This window comes from Eikenella sp. NML03-A-027 (assembly GCF_001648395.1).
GTDB lineage: Bacteria > Pseudomonadota > Gammaproteobacteria > Burkholderiales > Neisseriaceae > Eikenella > Eikenella exigua.
Genome location: NZ_LXSM01000002.1, coordinates 14,381 through 39,352, shown reverse-complemented (window position 1 = coordinate 39,352; position 24,972 = coordinate 14,381). Strand labels below are relative to the sequence as shown.

The window sequence follows — 24,972 nt, the reverse complement described above, 5'->3', positions numbered from 1 at the left end:
CAGGTAGCCTTTCGGAAATCATTTGCGTGGTCATGACACACGCAAGCCCTTGGGCGCGGCAGCCCCGCTCACCGCATCCACACAGGAGAATCTTATGAAGAAAGACCAAACCGGCCATCATTTCCTCGCCCGCCTCGGCAAAACCCGCCTGCGCCCCGGCGGCCGTTTCGCCACCGAATGGCTGATCAACCAAACCCGCTTCGCCCCCGATACGCAGGTGCTTGAAGTGGCCTGCAATATGGGCACCACTGCCGTAGGGCTGGCACAGCGTTTCGGCTGCCACATTACCGGCGTGGATTTAGATGAAAACGCGTTGAATAAAGCCCGGCAAAACATCCGTGCCGCCGGGCTGGAACACCTGGTGCAGGTGCAGCACGCCAACGCTACCAAGCTGCCCTTCCCCGACAACAGCTTCGATGTCGTCATCAACGAAGCCATGCTCACCATGCTGCCGCTGGCCAACAAAGAAATGGCCGTGGCCGAATACTTCCGCGTGCTCAAACCCGGCGGCGTGCTGCTCACGCACGATGTGGTGGTGAGCGAGCACAACACCGAAGAGGCCGTGGAACGCCTGCGTGACACCATCCAAGTGAAAGTTACCCCGCTCACCGAAAGCGCCTGGACCGATCTTTTCCACCGCAGCGGTTTCAGCAGCATCACCACCATCAGCGGCGGCATGACCCTGCTTTCGCCCAAAGGACTGATTTACGACGAAGGCTGGCGGCGCGCCTTCCAAATCGTGAAAAACGCGCTCAAAGCCGAAAACCGCGCCGCCTTCAAACGGATGTACCGCACCTTCAACGACCCGGCCAAAACCATGGGCTATATTGCTGTGCACAGCTGCAAGGCTGTCGATGCCGTCAGCCCGGGTGCTGTAGGAGTGCAAAACGGTTGAATGCCTTGTGCTATGTCAGATGTAGGAAAGGCTACCTGAAAGTTTTCAGGTAGCCTTTTGCAATTCGCGATGGCTGTGTTTTGCCGTTATGGGTTGGCGCGTTTCAGTTGGGAATTTGAGCAAAAAAGCATGAGCAAAACTTGCCAGCTATCGCTTTAAGCAGGGTTAATTCACACGACTGCCGGAGAAGCCGACTTCCCGATTAACACTGCCGGGAGGGGTGGTAAAGTTATGTGCTTTACCAGCGATTTCGTTGGCATTCGGGCCGAAGATATTGAGATGGTAATTGCCGTTTCCTCGGCGTTGGGATTCGGCAACGCCGGTAATGTTGGAATTATGGCGGTCTAAATTACCGGTGCGCAGGTTGATGTCGCCGAAATCCGGCAGGCCGGTAATTCGGCCGGAGCCCGTACGACTGCCGTAATTGATGCTGTAATCCAACCTGCCGTTGCGTTCATCCGAGCCGGCGAAAGCATGGCCTTGATAACGAACGGTACCGGTGGTTGGCAGTTGGTTTTCTTGAGTAAGCGTGCCTTGGATGCTTCTGATCTGGAATTCGTTTGCTCCTGTCGCTGTGCCATCTGGAGCATAGCGGTTTCTAACGTGCGCACCAACGATAGCGCTATAAGAACGTTTGTACATCTCTAATTGGCCGTCTTCCAAACTACGACCGTTACTTTTCAGTACATAGTGAAAACCGGTTAGCCTGTTTTGCCAGTTATGGCCGATATCCAACGTGCTGTTATTCCTATAATCCCGACCGTCAATATTGATTGTGTCTGCCACCATATTATTACCAGTTCGCAACAATCCGTTACCGTTCTGGTCGTTAATCGCAAGAGAAGGTTTACCGTGCGGTTTTGGTGTAAACGGGTCGGTAATCGCATTGGCCAGCGAGTTGCCGGCGCTGCCGCAGCCTCCCAAAGCGAGGGCTGTAATCATGATGTAAAGAGTGTGATGTTTTTTCATGGCGAAATCCTTTCATTTTTCAGGGAACACTGCTTAAAGCAGAGACAGTATAGCACGCCTCTTGGTAGGAAATATGGGTGAATATTAAAATATTTGGAATTTATAGCATGATAGCGACAAGCTTGTTGGTTAATTTTGGCAATTAAGAGTTATGTTCTTTTTTTGGATATAAGGTGCATTAAAGAGGACGTGAATGGTTGAGATAAAGCAGCTAACCTGCTTGAAAACAGAATGGAAATTCGCCATTTTTTCTACAAAACCTACTGTGGAAGAGTGTAATCGTTATAGTTTTCTGTGCTTTACGAATGTTGGTTTAGGTTTGGCGGGCATACTGAATCCGCTATAATCCGCCCGTTTTATGGATTTGCCTCAAGGAAAGCGTTTAATGAGCATACAGAGAAAGCCTTGGCTGGTGGTTGCCTGCCTGCTGCTGTTGCCTTTTCAGGTGGCCTTGGCCGCACCGTCGGAAGATAGGCTGGCAACCGAGCCAGATACCGGTTTCGACATCACACCTGCTGCCACGCCGCAGGCAGAAACCCCGCCCACACCCGCCGCGCCGCCCGACAGGCGCCTGCAAATGAGCCGCGAAGAGCTGCTGCAACGCCCCGAGATGCTGCAACAGGCGCTCAGCTATGCCGTGCTCACCCACAATGCCGAAGGCGCGGCGCTGTTGCTGCCGATTTATCTTGAACTGCCCGGGCCGCACGATGCACTGCTGGTGGCTTTGGCACAGGCGCTGATTGCTCGCGCTGAGGGCGACTACCAACACGCCATCGGCCTCTACCGCACCGTATTGGCAGCCGACCCCGACATCCCACCCGTGCGCCTTTCGCTGGCGCAGAGCCTGTTTGAAAACCGTGCCGACAAAGATGCGCGGCAAGAGTTCGAACATTTCCGCCAAACCCCCAATCTCGCGCCCGAGCTGCAACAGATTGCCGGGCAATACCTCGAAGCCCTGCGCAAACGCGACCGCTGGAGCTTCGGCGGCAGCGTAAACTTCATCAGCGACAGCAATGTAAACAACGCCGGCCGCGAGCGCGAAATCCGCACCCCGCGCGGTGTGTGGACGCTGCCCGAGCCTGAATCCGCTCAAGGCTTCGCCTACCGCCTCAACGCCGATCGCGACTGGAACGTACACGGCAACCTCTACTGGCGGCTCAGTCTCGATGACTACGGCAAATTCTATTGGAACAACCACAAATACGACGACCAAATCGCCCGCTTCAGCAGCGGCCCCGCCTATAAAACCGCCCGTGCCGAAGCCGCCGTTACCCCCTATTACGAACGCCGCTGGTATGGCACACACAAATACTCGCGTGAAGTCGGCGTACGCGCCGAATGGCAATATTGGCTCACCCCGCGCCATAAAATATTGAGCGCGCTTGAAATCGGCGAGCAGCACCACGACCGCCGCCGCTGGCTCGACGGCGACAGCTACACCGCTTCCGGCACCTGGCTCTTCGTGCGCAGCCCCACCCAATATTTCAGCTTCGGCCTCGACTGGCTGCGCAAAACCGCCGCCGACAACAGCGAATCCTACACCCGCAAAGGCCTGCGCCTGGGCTGGACTCAGCAATGGGGCTGGGGGCTCACCACCTCCGCCCAAATCAGCGCCGGCCACCGCAGCTACGACGCCCCCGACCTATTCCGCATCACCCGCCGTGACCACGAGCTCACCGCCAGCCTCGCGCTCTCTCACCGCAAGCTCCAATTCGCCGGCATTACCCCGCAGCTGGTGGCCACCTGGCAGCGCGTAAACAGCAGCCACTTCTTCTACCCCTACCGCAAAGGCAACGTGTTTATCCAGTTTGGACGTTCGTTTTAGCAGGGCAGGGCGGTGATGGGAAAGGCTACCTGAAAAATCTCAGGTAGCCTCAAAACGGCGGTGCGGGGCAATGTTGCTTTACCGCGCAGCTATTGCAGCTCAGCATTGTTAGGCCAATATTTTAAGTTTCGCGCCTTTTGAATTTAGCTTCGCAGCAACTCGCATTGTTCGTTTGAGCTTTATGGGTCTGATTTGCGTATCTATGCCGCCCTGGTTGCCAATATGCTTAAAGGCTACCTGAAATTTCAGGTAGCCTTTTGCTTATTCGCTCAAATCGTTTATCTACGACAAGGGGCACGGCGTAGGTGGGAGTAGCGGCTGATAACGCTGCTGATACCGGCGGCAGCGTTATCGTCTACGTTCATAAACGTTATCTGCATTTTGGATTCGCCCAATTCGGCAGATTGTTCGCCGCCGCTTGAACCGGTACGGATGATTTGCGGATTGAGGCCGGCTTGGCGGGCTCTGGCGGCGGTTTGCTCGGCCTGCTGTTCGCTGCTAAACGAGCCGAGGCTCATGCGGCCGCCGGCGACGCTGGCGTTACGGAAACCCTGCGAACGCACTTTGGCGGTGAATTCCTGCACGTCACCTTCAATGGTTACGCTCACTTGGTAGCGTTCGCTGCCACGCTGGGGGCGGCCTGAGTCGCGGCGGCGCTCCACTACGCGAGTGGCAGCATGCGGCCAGCGGGCGAGCAGGCCTTTGATGCGGTGGTAGTCGTCTTCCGGCAACACAGCCACGGCGGTGCAGGCGGTGTTGGGCGCGCGAATGCCGCTTTCGGGGGTGGGCTTGGGCTGGGCTTCGCCGGCGGGTTTGGCCGGGGTGTTGGGGCGGCCAGGGGCAGCAGGTGCAGTACGGGGGCGGCCTGCGTCCACCGGAAGCACGGGCGTAGCCGTCTGCTGCGGAGCAACTGGCTGGGCGGGGGCGGCATGCACCACCACAGTGGTGGGCTGCGGCTGTTGCGGCTGCACAACGGGCGCGGGCTGCTGTTGTTGCGCCATGCGCGTTACCAGCATCCCGCCAAAAACGATGATGTTTAATGCCACCAAAACAGCAAACAGCCACTTCATGTTTGTGCAGCCCAGTTGAGTAATCCGTGAAGCACGAGATTATCCACAATTTGAATGGGGTTGTCCAAAGCAAATTGTTCAGGTAGCCCTTGTTTTACTTTGGCAGCGCCGCCGCCGGTGATGATCACGGCCACGGTTTGGCCGGGGTGTTTCTGCTGCAGGCGGGTGTGCATCAGCAAAACCGCGCCACAAATGGCATCGAGCATGCCGCCGGCCATGGCGTTGGCGGTGGTGGTGCCAAAGGGGTAGGCGCGGCCGGCGGGGCGGTTGAGGTTGGCGGTGTGTTGCGCCATCGCCTCTTTCATCAGGTTGAAGCCGGGCATGATGCTGCCGCCCAAGTAATGATTGTCGGCGGTGAGGGCGTCGATGGTTACGGCGGTGCCACAGCTCACCACCACGCAGGCGTGTTCGGTGAAGAGGCGGCTGCCGAGGATGTTGAACCAGCGGTCGGCACCGTGCTCGCTCACGCGGCGGTAGTGGTTGCGGATGCCCAAGGCCTGCGGCATGGAGCCGAGCCATTCTGGCTCGCGACCAAGTTGTTCGGCCACGGCTTGCTGTTTGGCTTCGCCGCACACTGCCGAGCCGATGATGCGCACGTGTTCGCCGCCGTGCTCCTGCCAACTGTGGGCAAGCGGCTCGAGATTCCAATAGGCGGCTTTGTCTGCCGCCGTGATGCGGCCGTTTTCCACCCATGCCCATTTGAGCTTGCTGTTGCCCGCATCGAGCAGCAGCATTTTGCCCTGTTTGTCATCGGGCGTTGCGGCGTTTTGATTGTGCAGCGGGCGCAAGCTGATTTCGCCGCTTACCACATGATGCTCCGTACCTTCGGCATCGCGAATCCGCAACGCACCTCCTTCATCCACGCCCAAGGCCGTGCCTTGCAGCAGGGTTTGCCCGTCGCGCAGCAGGTGCACGGGCTGGTTTTGGTCGCGGTGGCAGGCGTGGTAACCCGCGAGGAAAGGGGCAAGGCCTTCGTGGTCGAACTGCTCGAAAGTGTTCGCCAGCTCGGGCAGCAGGCGTTCGGTGAGACGGCTCACGGCGATGTGGGGCGCGCTGCCTTGCACGGCTTCGGCATCAGCCACCGCTTTGGGCTGTACAAAATTGATGCCAATGCCGATCACAACCGCAGTTTGGCCGTTGCAGCGCACGGTTTCGGTGAGAATGCCGCCGAGCTTTTCGCCGCCGATGACCAAATCGTTCGGCCATTTAATCTGTGCGGGCACACCCAAATCGCGTAGCACGCGGCAGCAGGCCAGCACAGCGGCGAGCGTGAGGCCGCCTAGTTCGGCCGGCGGGCGGGAAAAACACCAGCCTGCGCTGAACATTAAGCATTCGCCGATGCGGCTCTGCCAGCTGCGCCCCTGGCGGCCGCGGCCTTGAGTTTGATCGTGCACAAATACGATACGGCGGTGGATCGGGCTGCCGGATTTGGCTTGGGCGATGAGGTAACTGTTGCTGGAGGGGTGCTCGTGCAATAGTTCGGCCTGCCAGCCGGCGGCTGCAGCCTGTTGTTGCAAAATGGCGTTATCCAAAATTGCCAAGGGTCGCACCAGCCGCCAGCGGCCGTCTTGTTGGCGCAGTAAGCCGCGGATGTGCGGCGGCACTTGCTGCCAGAGCGCGTTGAGCTGCGGCGGCTTGCGGCCAATGCGGCGTGCCAGTTCGGTAACGTGGTGCGGCCGGCCGTCTGCCAACACGGCCAGCAGCTGCCAGTGCACAGCCTGCATCATGAGCCTTGCCCCACGGCACGGATTTTGGCCAAGGTTTGAGTGGTGGAGGTTTGGTGCAGGAAGGGGATGGAATACACTTTGCCGCCGCGCGCCAGGATTTCGGCGGCGCCGACGATGTTTTCAGGTAGCCAGTCGCCGCCTTTCACCAAGATATCGGGGCATACCAATTCGATGAGTTCGGCCGGGGTGTCGCTGTCGAACCAAGTCACCAAATCCACGCTCGCCAGCGAGGCGGCCACGGCGGCACGATTGGCCAGCGGGTTGATGGGGCGGTCGCTGCCTTTGCCCAGCCGGCGCACGGAAGCGTCGGTATTGAGCGCGAGCACCATCACCGCGCCAAGCGCTCGGGCTTGGGCGAGGTAGGTAACGTGGCCGCGGTGCAGGATGTCGAAGCAGCCGTTGGTGAACACCAATGGGCGCGGCAGCTCGGCCAATTTCCCGGCCAGCGCCTCGGGCGGGCAGATTTTGCGTTCGAAATCGGGGGTGGGCCAGGCAGTCATGGCAGCTCTTCCAAAGTAATAAATCGCGGATGATACCATTTCTGCGCCGCCGCTTGGTGTTGGGCGGGCGGGAATTGCCGTATAATCCACAGGCTGTTTTCAGGTAGCCTCCCGTTTCAGGTAGCCTCAAACGGCGTTTTCCAAAAGGCTACCTGAAACCCATTCACTCCCAATCCCCACATCATGATCCGTTTCGAACAAGTTTCCAAAACCTATCCCGGCGGCTTCCGCGCCCTGCAAAACGTCAGCTTCAAAATCAGCAAGGGCGAGATGATTTTCGTGGCCGGGCATTCCGGCGCGGGCAAATCCACCGTGCTCAAGCTGATTGCCGGCATCACCAAGCCCACTTCCGGCAAAGTGTGGATGAACAACCAAGATCTCGGCACGCTCAACGACAGCCGCCTGGGCTATCTGCGCCAGCACATCGGCCTGGTGTTTCAAGACCACAAAATCCTGTTCGACCGCAACGTGCTGCAAAACGTATTGCTGCCGCTGCGCATCATCGGCTACGACCGCGCAACCGCCGAAAAACGCGCTTGCATCGCCATTGAAAAAGTGGGCTTGGGCGGGCGAGAAACGGCCGATCCGATTACCCTGTCCGGCGGCGAGCAGCAGCGCCTGTGCATTGCCCGCGCCGTGGTGCACCAGCCCGGCCTCCTGATTGCCGACGAGCCCTCCGCCAATCTCGACCGCGCCTACGCGCTCGACATCATGGAGCTCTTCAAAACCTTCCACGAAGCCGGCACCACCGTCATCGTGGCCGCCCACGACGAAACCCTGATGGCCGACTACGGCCACCGCATTTTGCGTTTGCAGGAAGGCAGGTTTGCCGCATGAAACACTATCTCTCTCTGCATCTGGAAGCCGCCTGCCAGGCCTTTGCCCGCCTCGTGCGCCAGCCCTTGGGCACATTGATGGTGCTGCTGATGCTGGCCGCCGCCATGACCTTGCCGCTGATGCTTTATTTGGGCGTGCAAAGCAGCACCGAAGTACTCGGCCGGCTCAACCAAGCCCCGCAGATGACAATCTACCTCACGCCCGAAGCCGCCGAGGCCGACATCGCCGCCATCCGCGCCAAGCTGGCGGAAGACAGCCGCATCGAAAAAGCCGAATACGTGAGCAAACAGCAGGGCATGGCCGAGCTGCAGCAGGCGTTTCAAGGGCAGGATTTGGTGTCGATGCTCGATACCAACCCGCTGCCCGACGCCTTCGTGATCACGCCCAAAGACGGCGCCACCCCCGAAGAGCAAACCGCCCTGCGGGCCGATTTGGCCGCGCTGCCCAAGGCCGAGAGCGTGCAAATGGATGCCGAATGGATGCAAACCCTGTTCCAAATCAACGAATTCGTGCATCAAGTGTTCCGCTTTTTGGTGATCACGCTGGGTGCGGCGCTGGTGTTGGTGGCGTATAACACCAGCCGCCTGCAAATCCTCAGCCGGCGCGAAGAAATCGAAATCACCAAGCTGTTGGGCGCGCCCGCTTCCTTCATCCGCCGCCCCTTCCTCTATCAGGCCTTGTGGCAGGGCGTGCTGTCTTCCGCCCTGAGCCTGGTGCTGTGCGGCTGGCTGATGCGCAACACCCGCCCGCTGGTGGACCGCATTTTCAGCCCCTACGGCCTGAACTTAGACTGGCGCTTCTTCCACGGCTGGGAAATGGCCGTGATTATCGCCGTGGTGTGCGGCCTGGGCATGGCCGGCGCCTGGCTGGCCGGCAGCCGCCATTTGCAGGAATTCAAAGCCAAGAGCCATTAACAGCCAAAGGCTACCTGAAAGCCCTCAAACCATTTTTCAGGTAGCCCGATGCCATACCGTAAAGGCTACCTGAAAAACCAAAAGCTCCGGCAAACCGCAGTCCCTTTGGCATATAGTGAATTAAAATAAGAATGCTACTGCGTTGGCTCGCCTTGCCGTATTGCTCATACTGTCTGCGGCTCGCCGCCTTGTCCCATTCTTATTTTAATCCACTATAAAGTTTCAGGTAGCCTTTAATCACGCCATGAGGCTACCTGAAAACTGGAAACCCTTTGCCAATCAATCTTCAGCCCACCCTATACCTTCCCATTTCCCAGCCCGCCTTTTTGCCCGAAAACGGCAATCTGTTACAATCGCTCCCCCTTTTTTTCGTGAGGCTACCTGAAAAGGTGGCCGCAGTTTTTCGCACATCCGCTGCCGACTCTGGCCAGAGCAACAAAAAGGAAGCCCATGTTCACACGCAAACCCCAACACACGCTACCTGAAACCATCAGCCGCACCGCCGCCGAAGGCAATGCGCTGGGCGTGTTGCAGACAGTGGCGACTTGGCTGCGGCAGGGCGGCGCGGCGGGTGCGCCGGTGCGCTTAGGCATCTTGTGCCGCCATTTGCGGCAAGAGGGCGGCGAAGGCAAAACCATCGCCACCCTGTTGTGTCGCTGGCTCTCCAGCGTGCGCGTGTATCCCACCCTGATTACCATCGGCATTTTCTCCCGCTCCGGCTTCGGCCACGAATTCCGCCACCGCCTCTACGAGCACATCAATCCCGCCTACAAAGACTGCAACGACCTGCGCGACGTGCTCGCGCTGCTGTTTTGCGGCAGCAACGACGGCGAATGGCTCGCCGCCATCCCGCTTTCCGCCTGGCTGCGCCTCCTCAGCACCATCCAACGGCAAACCGAGCCCGCCGTGCGCGAAATGTGCGGCCGCCACCTGCGCGACGAAAGCCTGTATGCCGTGGAAATGCTCTCCATATGGGTGGCCGCCGAAGACCTCGATCACGACCTCATCCGCCTCGAGCCCAGGCTGCTGGATGTGGATTCGCCCTTCGTTGGCCTCATGCGCGAAGTGTCCGACTGGCTCGACTTCCAACGCAGCCGCCAGCCCGGCTCCCGCACCACCTACGATGCCGGCCATTTAAACGTGATGCTGGCGCAATGCCGCACCCTCATCGAACGCCTGCAACGCAAAGGCACCGGCGCCGGCGCCGGCTCCTCCATGGCCGTGGCGCACCTGTTGCAACGCCTCCAGCAAACCCTCACCCGCATGGAACGGCTCATGGCGCTGTTTGCCGCGCGCACCCGCACCCAAAGCCTGCTGCGCACCCTGCTGTTGGCCAACGAAATCGCTGTGGCCGTGGTGGTGCAGCGGCGCATCATGCCCCTGTGGCGCAGCAACGTGAAAATGCTCGCCCGCAGCATCAGCCAGAACTCCAGCCGCCACGGTGAACACTACATCACCCGCAACCGCAGCGAATACTGGGGCATGCTGCGCTCCGCAGCCGGCGGCGGCGTGCTCATCGCCCTGATGGCGCTGCTCAAAATCCACATCGGCAGCCTGCCCGGCGGCCACCTCTACCACGCCGTGCTCGCCAGCCTCAACTACGGCATCGGCTTCGTGCTCATCCACATGCTGCACTTCACCGTGGCCACCAAACAGCCCGCCATGACCGCCGCCCGCTTCGCCCAAGCCGTGGAACGCAGCAGCAGCGGCCGCGCCGTAAACCAAAAGCTCGCCCAGCTATTGATTGACGTAATCCGCTCGCAGGGCGTGGCCGTGTTCGGCAACGTAGTCGTCGCCGTGCTGCTCGCCACCTTCATCAGCCACGCCTTCGCCCACCATTTCGGCCGCCCCCTGCTGGATACGGCCACCACCGCCTACCAGCTCAAATCCCTCGCCGTGTTCAGCACCCCCGCGCTCTTGTTTGCCGCCATCGCCGGCGTGTGGCTGTTTTGCTCAGGCATCATCGCCGGCTTCTTCGACAACCGCGCCGACTACCTCAACCTCAAACTGCGCCTGCGCGAACACCCCCTGCTCAAACGCATCCTGCCCGCCGCTTGGCGGCAGCGTTTGGCCGACTACATCCACAACCACTACGGCGCCATCATGGGCAACTTCTGCTTCGGCTGGCTCCTCGGCATGACCGGCTACCTCGGCCACCTCACCGGCCTGCCGCTCGACATCCGCCACGTTGCCTTCTCCTCCGCCAACCTGGGCTACGCCGCCGTGAGCGGCGACATCGGCTTCTTCTCCTTCGCCGCCCATTTATTGATGGTGCTGCTCATCGGCGCGGTGAACCTGCTGGTGAGCTTCTCCATCACCCTATGGGTGGCCCTGCGCTCGCGCGACGCCGTACTGGACAACCCGCTGCAAATCATCGGCAGCACCATCGCGCTGGTGAAACAAAAACCCAAAAGCCTGTTCTTCCCGCCAATCGACACGCCCGAAGCCGAGAAAAAACCCGCCACGCCGAGCAAATAGCGGCATAGCGGGTAGGGAAGGCTACCTGAAAAAGGTTTGGACCAAGCAGCCGCAGCTCGGATTCTTGAATCCGACATTTCAGGCATGGTGGCAACGAGTAATAATGGCAGCGTTGCAGGTTTGTCGGATACCAGTATCCGACCTATGCTTCCTGCCGAGGGAAAAAAGGCTACCTGAAAACTTCAGGTAGCCTCTCTTCTCAGCCGAATCTATTCGTTCCAAGCCATTGCTTCGATTTTGTGCCCGTCCAAATCGCGCACGAAGCAGCCATAGTAGGCGTCGCCGTAGTGCGGGCGTTTGCCGGGCGCGCCGTCGGGCTTCGCGCCATGGGCGAGGGCGGCGGCGTAGAAGGCATCCACTTGTGCGTTGTTTTCTGCCAAAAAGGCGATGTGTACGCCGTTGGCAGTTTGCGCGGGCTGCCCGTCGTGCGGTGCCTGAATCCAGAATTCAGGGAAGGCGCGACCATAGGCGATGGCGCGATGTTCGCTCAAATCCAGCACGCGGCGGATGCCCATCGGGGCGAGCACGGCATCATAAAAGGCGACGGCCTGATCAAATTGATTCGTGCCGAGGGAAACATGCGATAGGGCGCTTTGCAGTTGGGTCATGGTAAACTCCTTTTGCGATGAGGAAACTATTCAATAATTTTAATTGATTAGGAAGGGTGGATTCAAGAATCCGGCCTGCACCCAAGTAAAGGCTACCTGAAAAAGATTTGGACGAAGCAGCCGCAGCTCGGATTCTTGAACCCGACACCCATCCCCAAAGTTACCTAAAAACCGTACGGGTATAAATATCCGCTCTAAACTCACTATGCTTATTTAGATATACAAGGAAATAAAATGGATAGTATAGATATATTTATTGATTCTTACCTTGATATTTCATTTAGGGCAATGACAAGGGAAGGGATTACTGATGATGACTGCGATAATCTGATCAATTCTTTATCGGTTGTCAAAGGAGAATATCAGGATAACGACTTGATTCCTAAAAAACTTGTGAACGTATTTATTGATATGCTGTTATATCTTTGGCATTGTTTAGAACAACAAGAAAATATCTATAACAATATAGAGCAGGCAAATAAACTAAAATATTTAGTAAACCAATTACAATATATTGCGTCATCCATGACAGCAAGCTAGGACGGGTACTCGCTGCCTACTACATATTCCCTGCCTACTACATATTCCCTGCAGGCTACCTGAAACCCATCTGAAAAAGGACACCCATGAAATACTGGATCGGCACGGTTTCCAAAGAGCACGTCCTGCGCGGCGTGGCAGGCGGCTTCTGCCAAGTGTGCCACGGCAAAGCCGCGCCGCTCAACCGTATGCAACGCGGCGACTGGCTGCTCTATTACAGCCCGAAAATCCGCTTAGACGGCCACGACAAACTGCAATCCTTCACCGCACTCGGGCAGATTACCGACAACCAGGCCTACCCGTTTCAGATGAGCGCAAGCTTTATCCCCTTCCGCCGCAACGTGGGCTATGCCGAAATCCGGCGCGAATGCCCGATTGCCGTTATCCGCACGCATCCGGAATGGAAAAAATATGCCGCCCGGCTGCGCTACGGCCATTTTGAAATTAGCGAAGATTTCTTCAACTTCGTGTGCGCCTACATGCTGGCGCAGCCCGAAACCCCCGAAACCAACGCCCGGCAAGAAAGCCTGTTTTAGCGGGCAGCCATGCCGAAGCTGCCCCTCCATTTTCAATGTACTCAATCTAAGGCTACCTGAAAGCTTCAGGTAGCCTATAATCTGCCCGTTTGATTTATACCCTCCGCACACAAGGAATCCCCCCATGCCTGCCGATATGATTGCCCATGCCCGCCGTTTTTCCCTTTGGCTGTCGCGCCAGCTGGATGGCGGGCAAATCAATGTTGCACGTTTGCAGCCCATGCTCGCGCAGCCTTTGCAGCCGCAGGATTTGGCCGCCTTCGCGCCGTGGGCAGATGTCGCGGCAGCGGCGGATGAGGCCGAGCTGGCGCGGCAGTTGCGGCTGTTGCGCCGTTATGTACTGGCGCAGATTATGGTGCGCGATTTGTGTGGTGCAGCTGAGCTTTCGGAGGTAACGGCTTCCATCACGCATCTGGCCGATTTTGCGGTGAACACCGCGCTCGCTTTTGCCGAGGCGCACTACACCGCGCTCTACGGCACGCCCATCGGCCGCTATAGCGGCGCGGCGCAGCATTTGAGCGTGGTGGCCATGGGCAAGGCGGGCGGGTTTGAATTAAACGTGTCGTCTGATTTGGATTTGATTTTCGTCTATCCCGAATCGGGCGAAACCGACGGGCGGCGCAGCCGCAGCAATCAGGAGTTTTTCACCAAGGTGGGGCAGAAGCTGATTGCGCTGTTGAACGACATCACTGCCGACGGCCAAGTGTTCCGCATCGATATGCGCCTGCGCCCCGACGGCGACAGCGGCGCGCTGGTGTTGAGCGAAACCGCGCTGGAGCAGTATTTGGTGGCACAGGGGCGCGAATGGGAGCGTTATGCCTGGTGCAAAGGCCGTGTGGTTACGCCGTATGCCAACGGCATCCGCAGTGTGGTGCAGCCTTTCGTGTTCCGCAAATATCTGGACTACGGCGCCTACGAAGCCCTGCGCGGGCTGCACCGCCAAATTCGCAGCGAAGTGAGCAAAAAAGGCATGGCCGGCAACATCAAGCTCGGCGCGGGCGGCATCCGCGAAGTGGAATTTATCGCGCAGGTATTCCAGATGATTCGCGGCGGGCAAAACCGCAGCCTCCAGCTCAAAGGCACGCAGGAAACGCTGGCCGCGCTGGCCGAGACCGGCATTCTCGCGCCCGAATCTGCCGCCCGGCTGCTCGAAGCCTACCGCTTCCTGCGCCGCCTCGAACACCGCCTGCAATACTGGGACGACCAGCAAACCCAAACGCTACCTGAAAACCCCGACCAGCAGCAGCTGTTGGCCGAAAGCATGGGCTTTGCCAACTACGAAGAATTTTCAGGTAGCCTCAACGCGCAGCGCGCCCAGGTGAGCGCCCAGTTCAACCAAACCTTAAGCAGCCCCGAAGAGAGCGACAGCGAGGCCGAACAGCCGCTGGCCGGCCTGTGGCAAGACGATGCCGAAGCCGCCGAATGGGCGGCGCAGCTGGCCGACTTGGGCTTTGCCAACGCGCCCGAAGCCGCCGAGCGGCTGGCGCACATCCGCAGCAGCAGCCGCTACCGGCATTTGTCTGCCCGCGCCCAGCAGCGTTTCGACGCCGTGCTGCCGCGCGTGGTGGCTGCCGCCGCCGAAAGCAGCCGCCCCGAAGCCGCCCTGCCGCGCCTGCTCGACTTTCTCGACAGCATCAGCCGCCGCTCCGCCTACCTCTCCTTTTTGCAGGAATACCCCGCCGCGCTCGCCCAAGTGGCCGAACTCATGGCGCAAAGCCCCTGGCTGGCCGAATATTTGCAACAACACCCCGTGCTGCTGGACGAATTATTGTCCGCCCAATTAATGGAACACCCCAACTGGCCGCAATTCATCGGCGCACTTTCAGGTAGCCTCCAAACCGCCGGCGACCCCGAAGCCAAAATGGACGTGCTGCGCCGCTTCAAACACGCCCAAACCTTCCGCCTGGCCGTGCAGGATTTGGCCGGCCGCTGGCCGCTCGAAGCCCTGAGCGACCAGCTCTCTTATCTGGCCGACATCCTGCTCGAACACACCATGTGGCAGGTGTGGCAGGCCATGCCCAAAACCCACCGCCCCATCCCCCGCTTCGCCATCATCGGCTACGGAAAGCTCGGCGGCAAAGAGCTGGCCTACGGTTCCGATTTGGATTTGGTGTATCTGTATGACGACGGCGCGCCCGAAGCCGCCGACATCTACAGCAAATATGCCCGCCGCCTCACCACCTGGCTCTCCGGCAGCACCGGTGCGGGCAACCTCTACCAAACCGACCTGCGCCTGCGCCCCAACGGCGACAGCGGCTTCCAAGCCCACAGCCTCGAAGCCTTCGCCAAATACCAGCACGAAAACGCCTGGATTTGGGAGCACCAAGCCCTCAGCCGCGCCCGGTTCGTGGCCGGCAGCCCCGAAGTGGGGCGCAAGTTTGAAGCCATCCGCCGCCAAATCCTCAGCCTGCCGCGCGAAGAAAACCCGCTGCGGCAGGAAATCGCCCAAATGCGCAGCAAAATGCTGCCCACCCACCCCGCCCGCGAAGACAACGTGAAATACGCCCGCGGCGGCGTGGTGGACGTGGAATTCATCGTGCAATTCTTCGTGCTGCTCCATGCCCGGCAGTATCCCGAGCTCCTGGAAAACTACGGCAACATCGCCCTGCTCAATATGGCCGCCCGCCGCGGCCTGCTCAGCCAAGATGCCGCCGCGCGCACCGCCGCCGCCTACCGCCACTACCGCCAAGTGCAACACCGCCAGCAGCTGCACGGTGCGGGCGCGGTACAAGTGGACGACACCCTGCGCGAACACTACGAACAAGTGGCCGCACTGTGGCGCGAAGTGTTCGGCGAAGAAATCCGCTAAAACGAAAAAGGCTACCTGAAATTTTCAAGTAGCCTTTTTACTTAGCAACATTACAGCGGCAAAGCTCGGTTTGAATCCTCCAAACGGCCTTTGCGCAGGGTTTCCAATTCATCGAGCAGCTGCAGGATTAGCGCAGTAGCGGGCACGCTGGTTTCGAAATCGCGGCTGATGCGGCGGGCGCGGCGGATGCGGGCGAGCTGCCAGCCGCTGAAGCCGGCCTCGCGCGGGCTGCCCTGCACAGAAATGATTTCTTCCTCGATTACATTAACCACCCAATCGGCATCGCCGTCGCAGGCGCGCACGATTTCGTTGAAGGTGAGCTGAATATCTTGTTCGCGGTTCATGGTTTATCCTTTCATTCCGTAATGCTCGGCCAGCTGCTGCCAGGCTGCACGGTCGGCTTCGCTCATGGTTTCCGGCAGGGTGATGTTGATGATGAGGTAGAGGTCGCCGGCTTCTTTGGCGGGAATGCCTTTGCCTTTGAGGCGCAGGTTTTGGCCGCTGCGGCTGTTGGCGGGAATGTTGATGTTGAGTTTGCCGGCGGGCGTGTCGATGGCGGTTTTACCGCCGAGCGCGGCTATCCAGGGCATCACATCGATGCGCTGGTACACGTCTTTGCGGTTTTTCACATACAGCGTGTCGCTTTCGCGGAAGCGGATTTTTAAATAGAGGTCGCCGTTTGCGCCGCCGTTGAAGCCGGGCAGGCCTTGGCCGCGCAGTCGGATTTGCTGGCCTTCGCTGATGCCTTGGGGGATTTTCACCTGCAGGGTTTTGCGTTCGTAGGCCATTTGGCCGCCCGCGCCGATGGTGGGCATATCTAGGCTGAGCGAGCGTTCGCCGCCGGTGTAGGCTGCGGCGAGGTCGATCGCCAGCTCGGCGTGCTGGTCTTCGCCGGGAAGGGGGCCGGTTTGGCGCTGGCGGCCTGCCCCGGCGTGGCCGAAGGCGGAGAAGATGTCGTCGAAGCGGAAGTCACCGCTGCCGAAGGGCTGGCCTTCACCGAAGCGGCTGCTGTCGAAGTGGTAGTATTGCCCGAAGTCTTGGCCGGGGTCGAAACCGCCCGCGCCGCCGTGGGCACTGCCGGCGCGGCCGAAGGGGTTGGCCAGCATTTCATCGTATTCGGCGCGTTTGGCCTCGTCTTTCAGGGTGTTGTAGGCGAGGTTGATTTCGCTGGTTTTTTGGTCGGCATCGGAGTCTTTGCTGATGTCGGGATGGTATTGGCGCACCAGCTTGCGGTAGGCCTTTTTGATGTCGGCCAGGCTGGCATCTTTGGCTACGCCGAGGATGTCGTAGTAGGTTTTCTGGTTGGCACTCATATGTTGGATATTTTGTGGAATGGATAAAATTAGGAGGCACCTCTTGAGCTGAACGCGAGGCTAGGGCTTGCTGAAAGCCGTAGGGCAGAGGTGTTGCGGCTGCAAATACAAAGAACAGGTGGGGCTGGACATAGGGAAATCAATACACGGTTTGCAGCAGGCAAATCCCGCATTCGCTCGATAAAGGTATACTTAATCAGGCCGTTTTGTTTGAGCGGTTGGGAAAGGCTACCTGAAAGTTTCAGGTAGCCTTTTCTCACCGTATCACATTGCGCCAATCCTGCTCGAAATAATGCACCAGAATCTGTGTGTTCAAATAATTTGGCTGCACATCGCGGCGCGCCATATCGGGCGGGAAGCGGAACATTTCGGCGGCGGTGTCGGCGTTTAGAAAGCGGGTGGGCACGCTGAATTGCGCGGGCACGGGGAAATCGGGCTCGCGGGCGGCCAGCACGAAGCCCCATTCGCCGAAGGAGGGCACATACACATGATAGGGCGCGGTGGCGAGCCCGGCGGCCTCCAGCGTGGCCACCACCGACCAATAGGCGTTCGGGGCGAAATAGGGCGAGGTGGATTGCACCACGATCTTGCCGCCGGGCGCGAGATGCCGCGCCACCAGCCGATACATGGGCACGGAATAGAGCTTGCCCAGCGAGAAGTTGGAGGGGTCGGGCAGGTCGATGATGATGACGTTGAACTTTTCCTGCGCCTGTTCCAGCCATTTGGCGGCGTCGTCGTTCACCACGCGCACTTTGGGGCTGGCGAGCGAGCCGGCGTTGAGGCGGCTTAATTTGGCGGAGGTGCGGAAGGTGCTGGTCATTTGCGGGTCGAGGTCGACCAGGGTGATGCCCTTCACTTGCGGGTATTTCAGCACTTCGCGCGCGGCCAGGCCGTCGCCGCCGCCCAAAATCAGCACGTTTTGCGCCTGCCCGCCCACCATCTGCATGGCGGGCAGCACGAGGGCTTCGTGGTAGCGGGCTTCGTCGCGCGAGGAGAATTGCAGGTTGCCGTTGATGTAGAGGCGCAGGTCGTCGTGCCATTTGGTGATCACCAGGCGCTGGTAGGGCGAATGGCTTTCGTATACCACCGGGTCGCCGAAATAGCTTTGTTCGGCCAGAAAGGTGATGCGGTTGGCGGCGGCGAAGGCGGCCAGCAGGCAGGCCAGCACGATGACGCCGCGCAGCTGGATGGCGCGGTAGCGCGGCAGCTCTGCTTTGAAGGCGCGGGCGGTGAGCACGGCCACGGCGGCGTTGAGCAGGCCGAACAGCAGGGCGGAACGCGCCATGCCCAGCCGGGGCGCGAGCACCAGCGGGAACAGCAGCGACACGGCCAGCGCGCCCAGGTAGTCGAAGGTGAGCACTTTGGCCACCAGGTCTTTAAAATCGGCCTGCCGCCGGTTCAGCACGCGCATCACCAGCGGGATTTCCATGCCCACCACGATGCCCACCACCAGCACCAGCGCATACAGCAGCGTGCGGAACGGCGCGGCAGCCAGCCCGAACACCACAAACAACACCAAGGCCGACACCCCGCCGAGGATGCCCACCAGCAATTCGATTTCGATAAAGCGCGAAAGCGCGTCTTCATCGCGGATGTATTTGGTGAGGTGCGCGCCGATGCCCATGGCGAAGAGGTAGAGACCGATGATGGAGGAAAACTGCAAAATGCTGTCGCCCAGCAAATAGCTGGCCAGCGCGGCAATGATGAGTTCATACGCCAGCCCGCAGCTGGCTACGATGAAGACGGAGATGATTAGGGTGCGGTCGGGTTTCATGTTTCAGGTAGCCTTGGTTATGCGGCGGATTATATAGCAGGCTGCCAACAACTGGCATGGTCGAGCCTGAACAAGGCATCCTTACCTAAATTTTCCATGGAAGCTGGTGTATGGGATATTTTATTCACAAGGCACGAATTGAATTTCAGGCAGCTTTCACCGTCTGCACTCTATCCCCCTTTGCGCCTCATGCCGGCGCGGGGCACTTCCTTTTCTTTGCTTCGCCAAAGAAAAGGAAGCAAAAGAAAGGCGACTGCGGGCACAGGTTTGGCTCCGCCAAACTTCCCTCACTCCGCGCGGTTTTTCGGGCGGGCTCGCAACTTGCGGCTGCGCCGCTTCAAACATGCAAGCCCTTGTTCCCCGAAAAACCGCACTCCGTTCGGCTGCGCCAGCAGAGAAAATGTAGCTGCAACCATTCGTGCCAAATATTCTGTGCTTCGTTAAGTAGGAAGTTTAATGATGAATGTAGCCTGTTTGTATGGCATAATCAGCCGCATATTGCCGCTGTGGCGGCCTTTTTTCCACCCTGATTGCAAAGGCAACCCATGAGCATTTCCCTGCAACAATATCTGTCGTATCTGCAATACCTGGCCGTGGGCCTGGGCATGACTTCACTGTTCGCCGTCGTGTATCTGCGCATCACTCCGGCCGACGAATTAAAGCTGATTAAAAACGGCAACTTGGCCTGCGCCCTTTCCTTCGGCGGCGCGCTCATCGGCTTCTGCCTGCCTTTGGCCTCCAGCATCGCCCACAGCGTTGGGCTTTTGGATTTCGTGCTTTGGGGTTGGGCTGCTGCGGCGATTCAGATTGTGGTGTATTTCGCCGCCACCCGCCTCGTGCCTGATTCCGCTGCCGAGCTGGCCGGCAATAACGTGGCCGTGGGCACGCTCTGTGCCGTGATTTCCGTGGCGGTGGGGCTGCTCAACGCCGCCTGTTTGGCGTAATAACGCATGCACAACAGGCTACCTGAAATTTCGTTTCACAGAAATTTGTCCCATTTTAGCTTCGCAGAAACTTAGCTTCCTGCGGAAACCTCGTTTTCAGGTAGCCTTCCCCTTATCCTAATCAAGAAAGGAATCCCCATGCTGGGCAATTTCATCAAGAAGCAGTTTATCGACGTTATCGAATGGCCGAATCCCGAAGAAGGGCTGCTGATGTGGCGCTTCCCCGTGGCCGACCAGGAAATCCAAAACGGCGCCAGCCTCACCGTACGCGAAGCGCAGGCCGCCCTGTTTGTGGACGAAGGCAAAGCCGCCGACGTGTTCCAGCCCGGCCGCTACACGCTCACCACCCAAACCCTGCCCATCCTCACCAACCTGAAAAACTGGGATAAATTATTCCAGTCGCCCTTCAAATCCGACGTTTACTTCTTCAACACCCGCCAGCAGCTCGCCCGCCGCTGGGGCACTTCCCAGCCGGTTACCGTGCGCGATGCCGATTTCGGCGTGATTCAGCTGCGCTCCTTCGGCATGTATGCCTACCGCATCAGCGATCCCGCCGCCTTCTTCCGCGAAGTTACCGGCGTGGGCGCCTCCTACAGCGGCGAGCAGCTCGAACAGCAGCTGCGCAACCTCGCCATGACCCAGCTGGCTGCTGCATTCGGCACTTCCGGCATCCCGTTCCTCGATATGGCCGCCAACCAAGTGCTGCTGTCTCAGAAAATGAACGAGCTGCTGCTGCCCGAGTTTGGCAAACTCGGCCTCACGCTGGAAAACTTCACCGTGGAAAGCGTGAGCCTGCCCGAAAACGTGCAAAAAGCACTGGACAGCAAAATGTCGATGGGCATCATCGGTGATATGGGCAAATTCACCCAATACCAAACCGCCACCGCTATTCCGATGGCTGCGCAAAACGAAGGCGGCATCGCCGGTATCGGCGCCGGCCTCGGTGTGGGTGCCGGCATCGGCCAGGCCATGGCCGGCGCCATGAGCGGCATGACGCAGCCTCAACAGCCTGCCCAAGCTGCCCCCGCTCCTGCCGCCCAGCCTGCTGTTCCGGCTGCTCCCGCCGCCGAAGACCCGCAAGCCAAGCTGGCCAAACTCAAAACCCTGCTCGACGGCAACCTGATTTCTGCCGAAGACTACGAGAAGGCCAAAGCCGAAGTGCTCAAGCAGTTGATTGGTTGATCAGCTGAGGCTACCTGAAAGCCAAATCCCACCATCATGCCAACCACAAACCCCGTACAAGTCATCGCCAAACATCTGCAAAGCCGGCCCACCATTCTCGATTTTGCAAAGGAATTGCAAACCATTGCCGACTTGCAGGCCGTTGCGCCGGAGCAGGCTGCCGCCGATTGGGATGCGTTCAGCGCCGTGGTGAGCCGCCTCCGCGATTCGCACCAAATCAACGGCATTTTCTGCCTTACGCCACAAAACCAGCCTATCTTTCTGGAGTTTGCAGGCTACCTGAAAGCCGTTGCCCAATTAGCCAGCCGTGATTATGCCCGTTTGTGCGACGGCTTCGATTTAACGGCCGCCGAGATTGCTGCTAAATTTGCCGCCAAACCGCCCGCCCTTTAGGAACCCATCATGAGCGAACCCTTCTTCAAAGCCGACTGCCCCAGCTGCGGCGCGCCCGTGCACGCGCATTTGGCCACAGCGGTTACGCTGGTGTGCGGCTTCTGCCACAGCCTATTGGTGCGCCAAGGCGCAGGCATTATCGACAGCGGCCGCGATTCCGCCCTGTTAGAGGACTTCAGCCCGCTGCAAATCGGCACCTCCGGCACATTTGCCAACCGCCCGTTTGCCATCATCGGCCGCCTGCAGGCCAAATACGATGCCGGCATGTGGAACGAGTGGTATGTGCAGTTTGAAGACGGCGCCAACGGCTGGCTCTCCGAATCGGGCGACCAATACGTCTTCACCCTGCCAGCTGCCGAACCTTTGCAGGAAATCCCGGAATTTTCCAGCCTGGTGGCCGGCCGCAGCAGCCTGATATACCGCAACAAACGCTTCTGGGCGGCCGACGTGCGCGATATCGTGCTGGAGCAGGCCGCCGCACAGGGCGAGCTGCCCTTTGCCGTGCCGCCGCAGATGAAGAACCAAGTAGCCGACTGGCGCTGCGAGCAAGCCTTCCTCACACTGGATTATGCCGAATCGCCGCCCGAAATCTTTATCGGGCAGGGAGTGAGGCTGGCCGACTTACAACTCGCCAACATCCGTAGCAGCGAGCAGGTGGCCGATAGCGCAGGTCGGCTAAAAGGCACACGTCAGGCCGAAAGTTGCCCGAACTGCGGCTCGCCCGTTCAATGGATTACCGGCCTCACGCCTTCCATCCTCTGCCCCAGCTGCGGCAGCGGTCTGGATGCGGCAGAAGGCAAGCTGGAATTGCTAGAAGCCAATAATAGGCGCGATGCGCAAGCCTATGCGTTCACCCTGAAAATCGGCTCGGAAGCCCGCATTAACAACCGCACCTACATCCTCATCGGCGCGGTGCGTAAAGACGAACTGGAGCCGGAAGATGCGTTCAACCTGATGTTCGGCCAAAAGCCGCTCGGCATCGTGCCCGTCGGGCGTTGGACGGAATACCTGCTCTTCGAGCCGCAGGCCGGCTTTATGTGGCTGGTGGAAAGCGGTGACGGTGAATGGAGCGTGTCGGAAACGCTCAATGTGTGGCCGCGCCTATATGGCGATTTGTTCCAGCCGCAAGGCCTACCCAAACTCTACGATTACGGCGGCCGCGTGGTTTTCGCTGCCGGCGCGTTTTACTGGCACATCCGCCAAGGTGATGTGGATTTCTACAGCGACTACCGCCTCAACAGCAACGGCAAACTCTGCGCCGAATGCAACCGGCACGAAGCCGCCTGGAGCCAAAGCACCACCGTTCCCTACCATACCGTGTTTAGCTGGTTCGGGATCGAGAACGATACTCCGCAATACAGCGCCAATATGCATGCGGACCGTCCGTCGAACGGGCTGATGCTGCTGCTTATAATAGTGTTTGTCATCATCAACGTGCCGGCGTGGTTGAATATGCTGGCTTCAGAAGAAGATGTATCCCTTGCCGCAATGCTGTCGGTGATGGTGCTGTATTTCCTGGGGAAGCGCGGCAATGTGTTCAGTGGCGATGACGACGATGAAGATGAGTGAAACAAAATGTCGAGAAATACTTATTTGATTTTTAGCATCATAGCTATGCTGGTCAGCACCTTTTACAACTACAGCTTCATGGGCAGCAGCGGCAGCAGCCGTTCCTACAACGGCTCGCGCGTGGGCGGTGGCTATTCTTCTGGATGGCATAAATGAGCCATAGCCCCGGCAGCCATGGCCTGCTTGATTTATACGGTTGTCCGCCCGAATTGCTGCGCAACGAAGGCTACCTGAAAACTGCATTGGAGCATACTGCCCGCCACATCGGCGCCACCGTGCTCGAGAGCCGTTTCCACACCTTCGGCGGCGAAGGCGGTGTAACCGGCGTACTGCTCTTGGCCGAATCCCACCTCAGCATCCACACCTGGCCCGAACACGGTTTCGCCGCCATCGATATCTTCCTCTGCGGCCACCTGCGGCCTGAAGCAGCAAAAGAAACACTGCAACACGCCCTGGAAGCTGAACACAGCGTTTGGCAAACCCATCCGCGCGGTAGTGAGTTATAGGTTTGCGGCAGATAGATGGGAAAGGCTACCTGAAAATTTTCAGGTAGCCTTTCTTTTAGCTCTTAATCCAAACAATCAGCGTTTGTTTGACTGATCCACGGCAGCGGTAAAAAGCACGTCGGTGGAGGAATTAAGGGCGGTTTCGGCAGAGTCTTGAATCACGCCGATGATGAAGCCCACCCCCACCTCCTGCATGGCGATGTCGTTGGGGATGTTGAACAGGCTGCAGGCCATGGGAATCAGCAGCAGCGAGCCGCCGGCCACGCCAGATGCACCGCAGGCGCCGATGGCGGCAATCGCGCTTAAGAGCAGAGCCGTCCAGAAATCCACGGCGATGCCCAAGGTGTGCACCGCGGCCAAGGTGAGCACAGTAATAGTGATGGCGGCACCAGCCATGTTGATGGAAGCACCCAGCGGGATGGATACGGAATAGGTGTTTTCATGCAAACCGAGTTTTTTCGCCAAAGCCATATTCACGGGAATGTTGGCAGCGGAAGAACGGGTAAAGAAGGCGGTTACGCCGCTTTCGCGCAGGCAGGTAAACACCAGCGGGAAAGGGTTGCGGCGGGTTTGGGCGAACACGATGATGGGGTTCACCACCAGTGCCACAAACAGCATCGCGCCCAGCAATACGGCCAACAGGTGCAGATAGAAGCCCAGTTTGTCGAAACCTTCTTTCACGATGGTGACCAACACCAGCCCGAAAATGCCCAAGGGGGCAAAGCGGATGATGCCGTGCACCACTTTGGAAATGGCTTCGGCCACGTCGTTGATCAGTGTGCGGGTTTGCTCGCTAGCTTGGCGGAAAGCCGTGCCGAGCACCAACGCCCAGGCGAGGATGCCGATGTAGTTGGCATTGGCCAGTGCCTGAATCGGATTGGAAACCAGGTTCATCAGCAGGTGGCGCATCACTTCGCCAATGCTGGTGGGCGCTTCATTGCTGGCCGCTTCCACGCCGCTGAGCAGCAGCTGCGAGGGGAACAGGAAGCTCGCACCCACGGCCACTACCGAGGCAGCAAACGTGCTCACCAGATACAGCACCAAAATCGGGCGGATATTGGTGGGGTTGCCGCTACGGTGCTGCGAGATGGCGGAAGCTACCAGAGCAAACACCAAAATCGGTGCCACAGCTTTAGAGCGCGCCCACAAACAGGCTGCCCAAAATCACGCCTACTTCCACCACCGCCCCGGCGGCAGTGGTGTTGCGCGCCAGTACGCCCACCAAAATGCCGAGCACGAGGCCGATGGCAATCTGCGTTACCAGCCCCAGGCTGCTGAAAAGGCCGAACGGGCTTTCCCTTTGAGTGTTGTTTTGCATACGAATCCCTAGATTGTGTGATTGTTATGGCTAAAGCCCATTGTTTTCTAGCGTATCGGCTCGCTTCAGCTATGGTTCCGGGTGAAAAAAGGAGTTCAGTTTAACAGAAATGAACGTATCAGCACAAATATTTACCAACAGCAACTGCCTGCACGGGCCGCCTGTGGCGGAGCAGGCAAGTTTTTCAGGTAACCTTTAGATGGATTGAGGCTACCTGAAAAACACAATAACAGGCAGTTTAGATAATCAAACTCAACCATACCTT

General features: G+C 58.9%; 21 protein-coding genes and 1 pseudogene. 13 read left to right on the top strand and 9 right to left on the bottom strand.

What is annotated here, in order from left to right; translation table 11 throughout:
• Positions 1-94: 94 nt before the first annotated feature.
• Positions 95-895 (top strand): class I SAM-dependent methyltransferase, encoded by an 801-nt coding sequence (locus tag A7P96_RS00180; protein WP_067523860.1) that lies wholly within the window; start codon positions 95-97, stop codon positions 893-895.
• Positions 896-1,060: 165 nt separating this feature from the next.
• On the opposite strand, the gene A7P96_RS00175 is transcribed toward A7P96_RS00180, so the two are convergent.
• Positions 1,061-1,864, bottom strand: coding sequence for a factor H binding protein domain-containing protein (locus A7P96_RS00175; RefSeq protein ID WP_067523858.1), 804 nt, complete (start codon positions 1,862-1,864; stop codon positions 1,061-1,063).
• Positions 1,865-2,249: 385 nt separating this feature from the next.
• Between A7P96_RS00175 and A7P96_RS00170 the strand changes: the two genes are divergently transcribed.
• The gene (locus A7P96_RS00170) at positions 2,250-3,689 is read left to right on the top strand and encodes a porin family protein (RefSeq protein WP_067523855.1); all 1,440 of its coding nucleotides are present in this window, start codon (positions 2,250-2,252) and stop codon (positions 3,687-3,689) included.
• A 278-nt stretch (positions 3,690-3,967) separates the two neighbouring features.
• Here A7P96_RS00170 and A7P96_RS00165 read toward each other — a convergent pair whose 3' ends face one another.
• From A7P96_RS00165 to A7P96_RS00155, 3 genes are read right to left on the bottom strand one after another with little or no spacing between them, the layout of a single operon-like run.
• Positions 3,968-4,759 (bottom strand): SPOR domain-containing protein, encoded by a 792-nt coding sequence (locus A7P96_RS00165; RefSeq protein ID WP_067523851.1) that lies wholly within the window; start codon positions 4,757-4,759, stop codon positions 3,968-3,970.
• Positions 4,756-6,486: a biotin--[acetyl-CoA-carboxylase] ligase gene (locus A7P96_RS00160; protein WP_067523849.1), complete on the bottom strand. Its 1,731-nt coding sequence runs from the start codon at positions 6,484-6,486 to the stop codon at positions 4,756-4,758. The genes A7P96_RS00165 and A7P96_RS00160 overlap by 4 nt, the downstream gene beginning before the upstream one ends.
• Entirely contained in the window at positions 6,483-6,986 is a 504-nt protein-coding gene (locus A7P96_RS00155; protein WP_067523848.1) for an adenylyltransferase/cytidyltransferase family protein, read from the bottom strand. Before A7P96_RS00155 ends, A7P96_RS00160 begins: the two co-directional genes overlap by 4 nt.
• A gap of 183 nt (positions 6,987-7,169) precedes the next feature.
• Here A7P96_RS00155 and A7P96_RS00150 point away from each other — a divergent pair, with 183 nt between their 5' ends.
• From A7P96_RS00150 to A7P96_RS00140, 3 genes are all read left to right on the top strand, one after another.
• Positions 7,170-7,823: a cell division ATP-binding protein FtsE gene (locus tag A7P96_RS00150; RefSeq protein WP_067523847.1), complete on the top strand. Its 654-nt coding sequence runs from the start codon at positions 7,170-7,172 to the stop codon at positions 7,821-7,823.
• Positions 7,820-8,737 carry a permease-like cell division protein FtsX gene (gene ftsX / locus A7P96_RS00145; protein ID WP_067523846.1) on the top strand — a complete coding sequence of 306 codons (918 nt, stop codon included), beginning with the start codon at positions 7,820-7,822 and terminating at the stop codon, positions 8,735-8,737. The genes A7P96_RS00150 and ftsX overlap by 4 nt, the downstream gene beginning before the upstream one ends.
• A gap of 450 nt (positions 8,738-9,187) precedes the next feature.
• Positions 9,188-11,215, top strand: a complete 2,028-nt coding sequence (locus tag A7P96_RS00140; protein ID WP_067523844.1) for a site-specific recombinase — start codon at positions 9,188-9,190, stop codon at positions 11,213-11,215.
• A gap of 209 nt (positions 11,216-11,424) precedes the next feature.
• Here the strand turns inward: A7P96_RS00140 and A7P96_RS00135 are convergent, their stop codons facing one another.
• A complete protein-coding gene (locus A7P96_RS00135; RefSeq protein ID WP_067523842.1) occupies positions 11,425-11,823 on the bottom strand; it encodes a VOC family protein in 399 nt (132 codons plus the stop codon).
• Between the two features lie 234 nt (positions 11,824-12,057).
• On the opposite strand from A7P96_RS00135, the gene A7P96_RS00130 reads away from it, so the two are divergent.
• The 3 genes from A7P96_RS00130 to glnE all read left to right on the top strand — a co-directional run bounded on the left by A7P96_RS00130 (position 12,058) and on the right by glnE (position 15,708).
• A complete protein-coding gene (locus A7P96_RS00130; RefSeq protein WP_067523840.1) occupies positions 12,058-12,363 on the top strand; it encodes a hypothetical protein in 306 nt (101 codons plus the stop codon).
• A gap of 86 nt (positions 12,364-12,449) precedes the next feature.
• The gene (locus A7P96_RS00125) at positions 12,450-12,899 is read left to right on the top strand and encodes an EVE domain-containing protein (RefSeq protein ID WP_067523838.1); all 450 of its coding nucleotides are present in this window, start codon (positions 12,450-12,452) and stop codon (positions 12,897-12,899) included.
• A 124-nt stretch (positions 12,900-13,023) separates the two neighbouring features.
• Positions 13,024-15,708, top strand: a complete 2,685-nt coding sequence (gene glnE, locus A7P96_RS00120; protein WP_067523836.1) for a bifunctional [glutamate--ammonia ligase]-adenylyl-L-tyrosine phosphorylase/[glutamate--ammonia-ligase] adenylyltransferase — start codon at positions 13,024-13,026, stop codon at positions 15,706-15,708.
• 50 nt (positions 15,709-15,758) lie between these two features.
• On the opposite strand, the gene A7P96_RS00115 is transcribed toward glnE, so the two are convergent.
• The 3 genes from A7P96_RS00115 to A7P96_RS00105 all read right to left on the bottom strand — a co-directional run bounded on the left by A7P96_RS00115 (position 15,759) and on the right by A7P96_RS00105 (position 18,795).
• The gene (locus tag A7P96_RS00115; RefSeq protein ID WP_067523834.1) at positions 15,759-16,052 is read right to left on the bottom strand and encodes a chaperone modulator CbpM; all 294 of its coding nucleotides are present in this window, start codon (positions 16,050-16,052) and stop codon (positions 15,759-15,761) included.
• Between the two features lie 3 nt (positions 16,053-16,055).
• Entirely contained in the window at positions 16,056-17,021 is a 966-nt protein-coding gene (locus tag A7P96_RS00110) for a DnaJ C-terminal domain-containing protein (protein WP_067523831.1), read from the bottom strand.
• 256 nt (positions 17,022-17,277) lie between these two features.
• A complete protein-coding gene (locus tag A7P96_RS00105; RefSeq protein ID WP_067448385.1) occupies positions 17,278-18,795 on the bottom strand; it encodes a polyamine aminopropyltransferase in 1,518 nt (505 codons plus the stop codon).
• A gap of 545 nt (positions 18,796-19,340) precedes the next feature.
• Here A7P96_RS00105 and A7P96_RS00100 point away from each other — a divergent pair.
• The 5 genes from A7P96_RS00100 to speD all read left to right on the top strand — a co-directional run bounded on the left by A7P96_RS00100 (position 19,341) and on the right by speD (position 23,389).
• A complete protein-coding gene (locus A7P96_RS00100; RefSeq protein ID WP_067523829.1) occupies positions 19,341-19,739 on the top strand; it encodes a DUF350 domain-containing protein in 399 nt (132 codons plus the stop codon).
• Positions 19,740-19,880: 141 nt separating this feature from the next.
• On the top strand, positions 19,881-20,921 hold the full coding sequence (locus tag A7P96_RS00095; protein ID WP_067523951.1) for an SPFH domain-containing protein: 1,041 nt from the start codon (positions 19,881-19,883) through the stop codon (positions 20,919-20,921).
• 36 nt (positions 20,922-20,957) lie between these two features.
• Positions 20,958-21,314: a hypothetical protein gene (locus tag A7P96_RS00090; protein ID WP_067523827.1), complete on the top strand. Its 357-nt coding sequence runs from the start codon at positions 20,958-20,960 to the stop codon at positions 21,312-21,314.
• A 9-nt stretch (positions 21,315-21,323) separates the two neighbouring features.
• Positions 21,324-22,883: a DUF4178 domain-containing protein gene (locus A7P96_RS00085; RefSeq protein ID WP_082887869.1), complete on the top strand. Its 1,560-nt coding sequence runs from the start codon at positions 21,324-21,326 to the stop codon at positions 22,881-22,883.
• Positions 22,884-23,035: 152 nt separating this feature from the next.
• Positions 23,036-23,389: an adenosylmethionine decarboxylase gene (gene speD / locus A7P96_RS00080; RefSeq protein WP_067523822.1), complete on the top strand. Its 354-nt coding sequence runs from the start codon at positions 23,036-23,038 to the stop codon at positions 23,387-23,389.
• A 75-nt stretch (positions 23,390-23,464) separates the two neighbouring features.
• On the opposite strand, the pseudogene sstT reads toward speD, so the two are convergent.
• Positions 23,465-24,707: pseudogene (gene sstT, locus A7P96_RS00075) on the bottom strand (serine/threonine transporter SstT).
• Between the last annotated feature and the right edge of the window lie 265 nt (positions 24,708-24,972).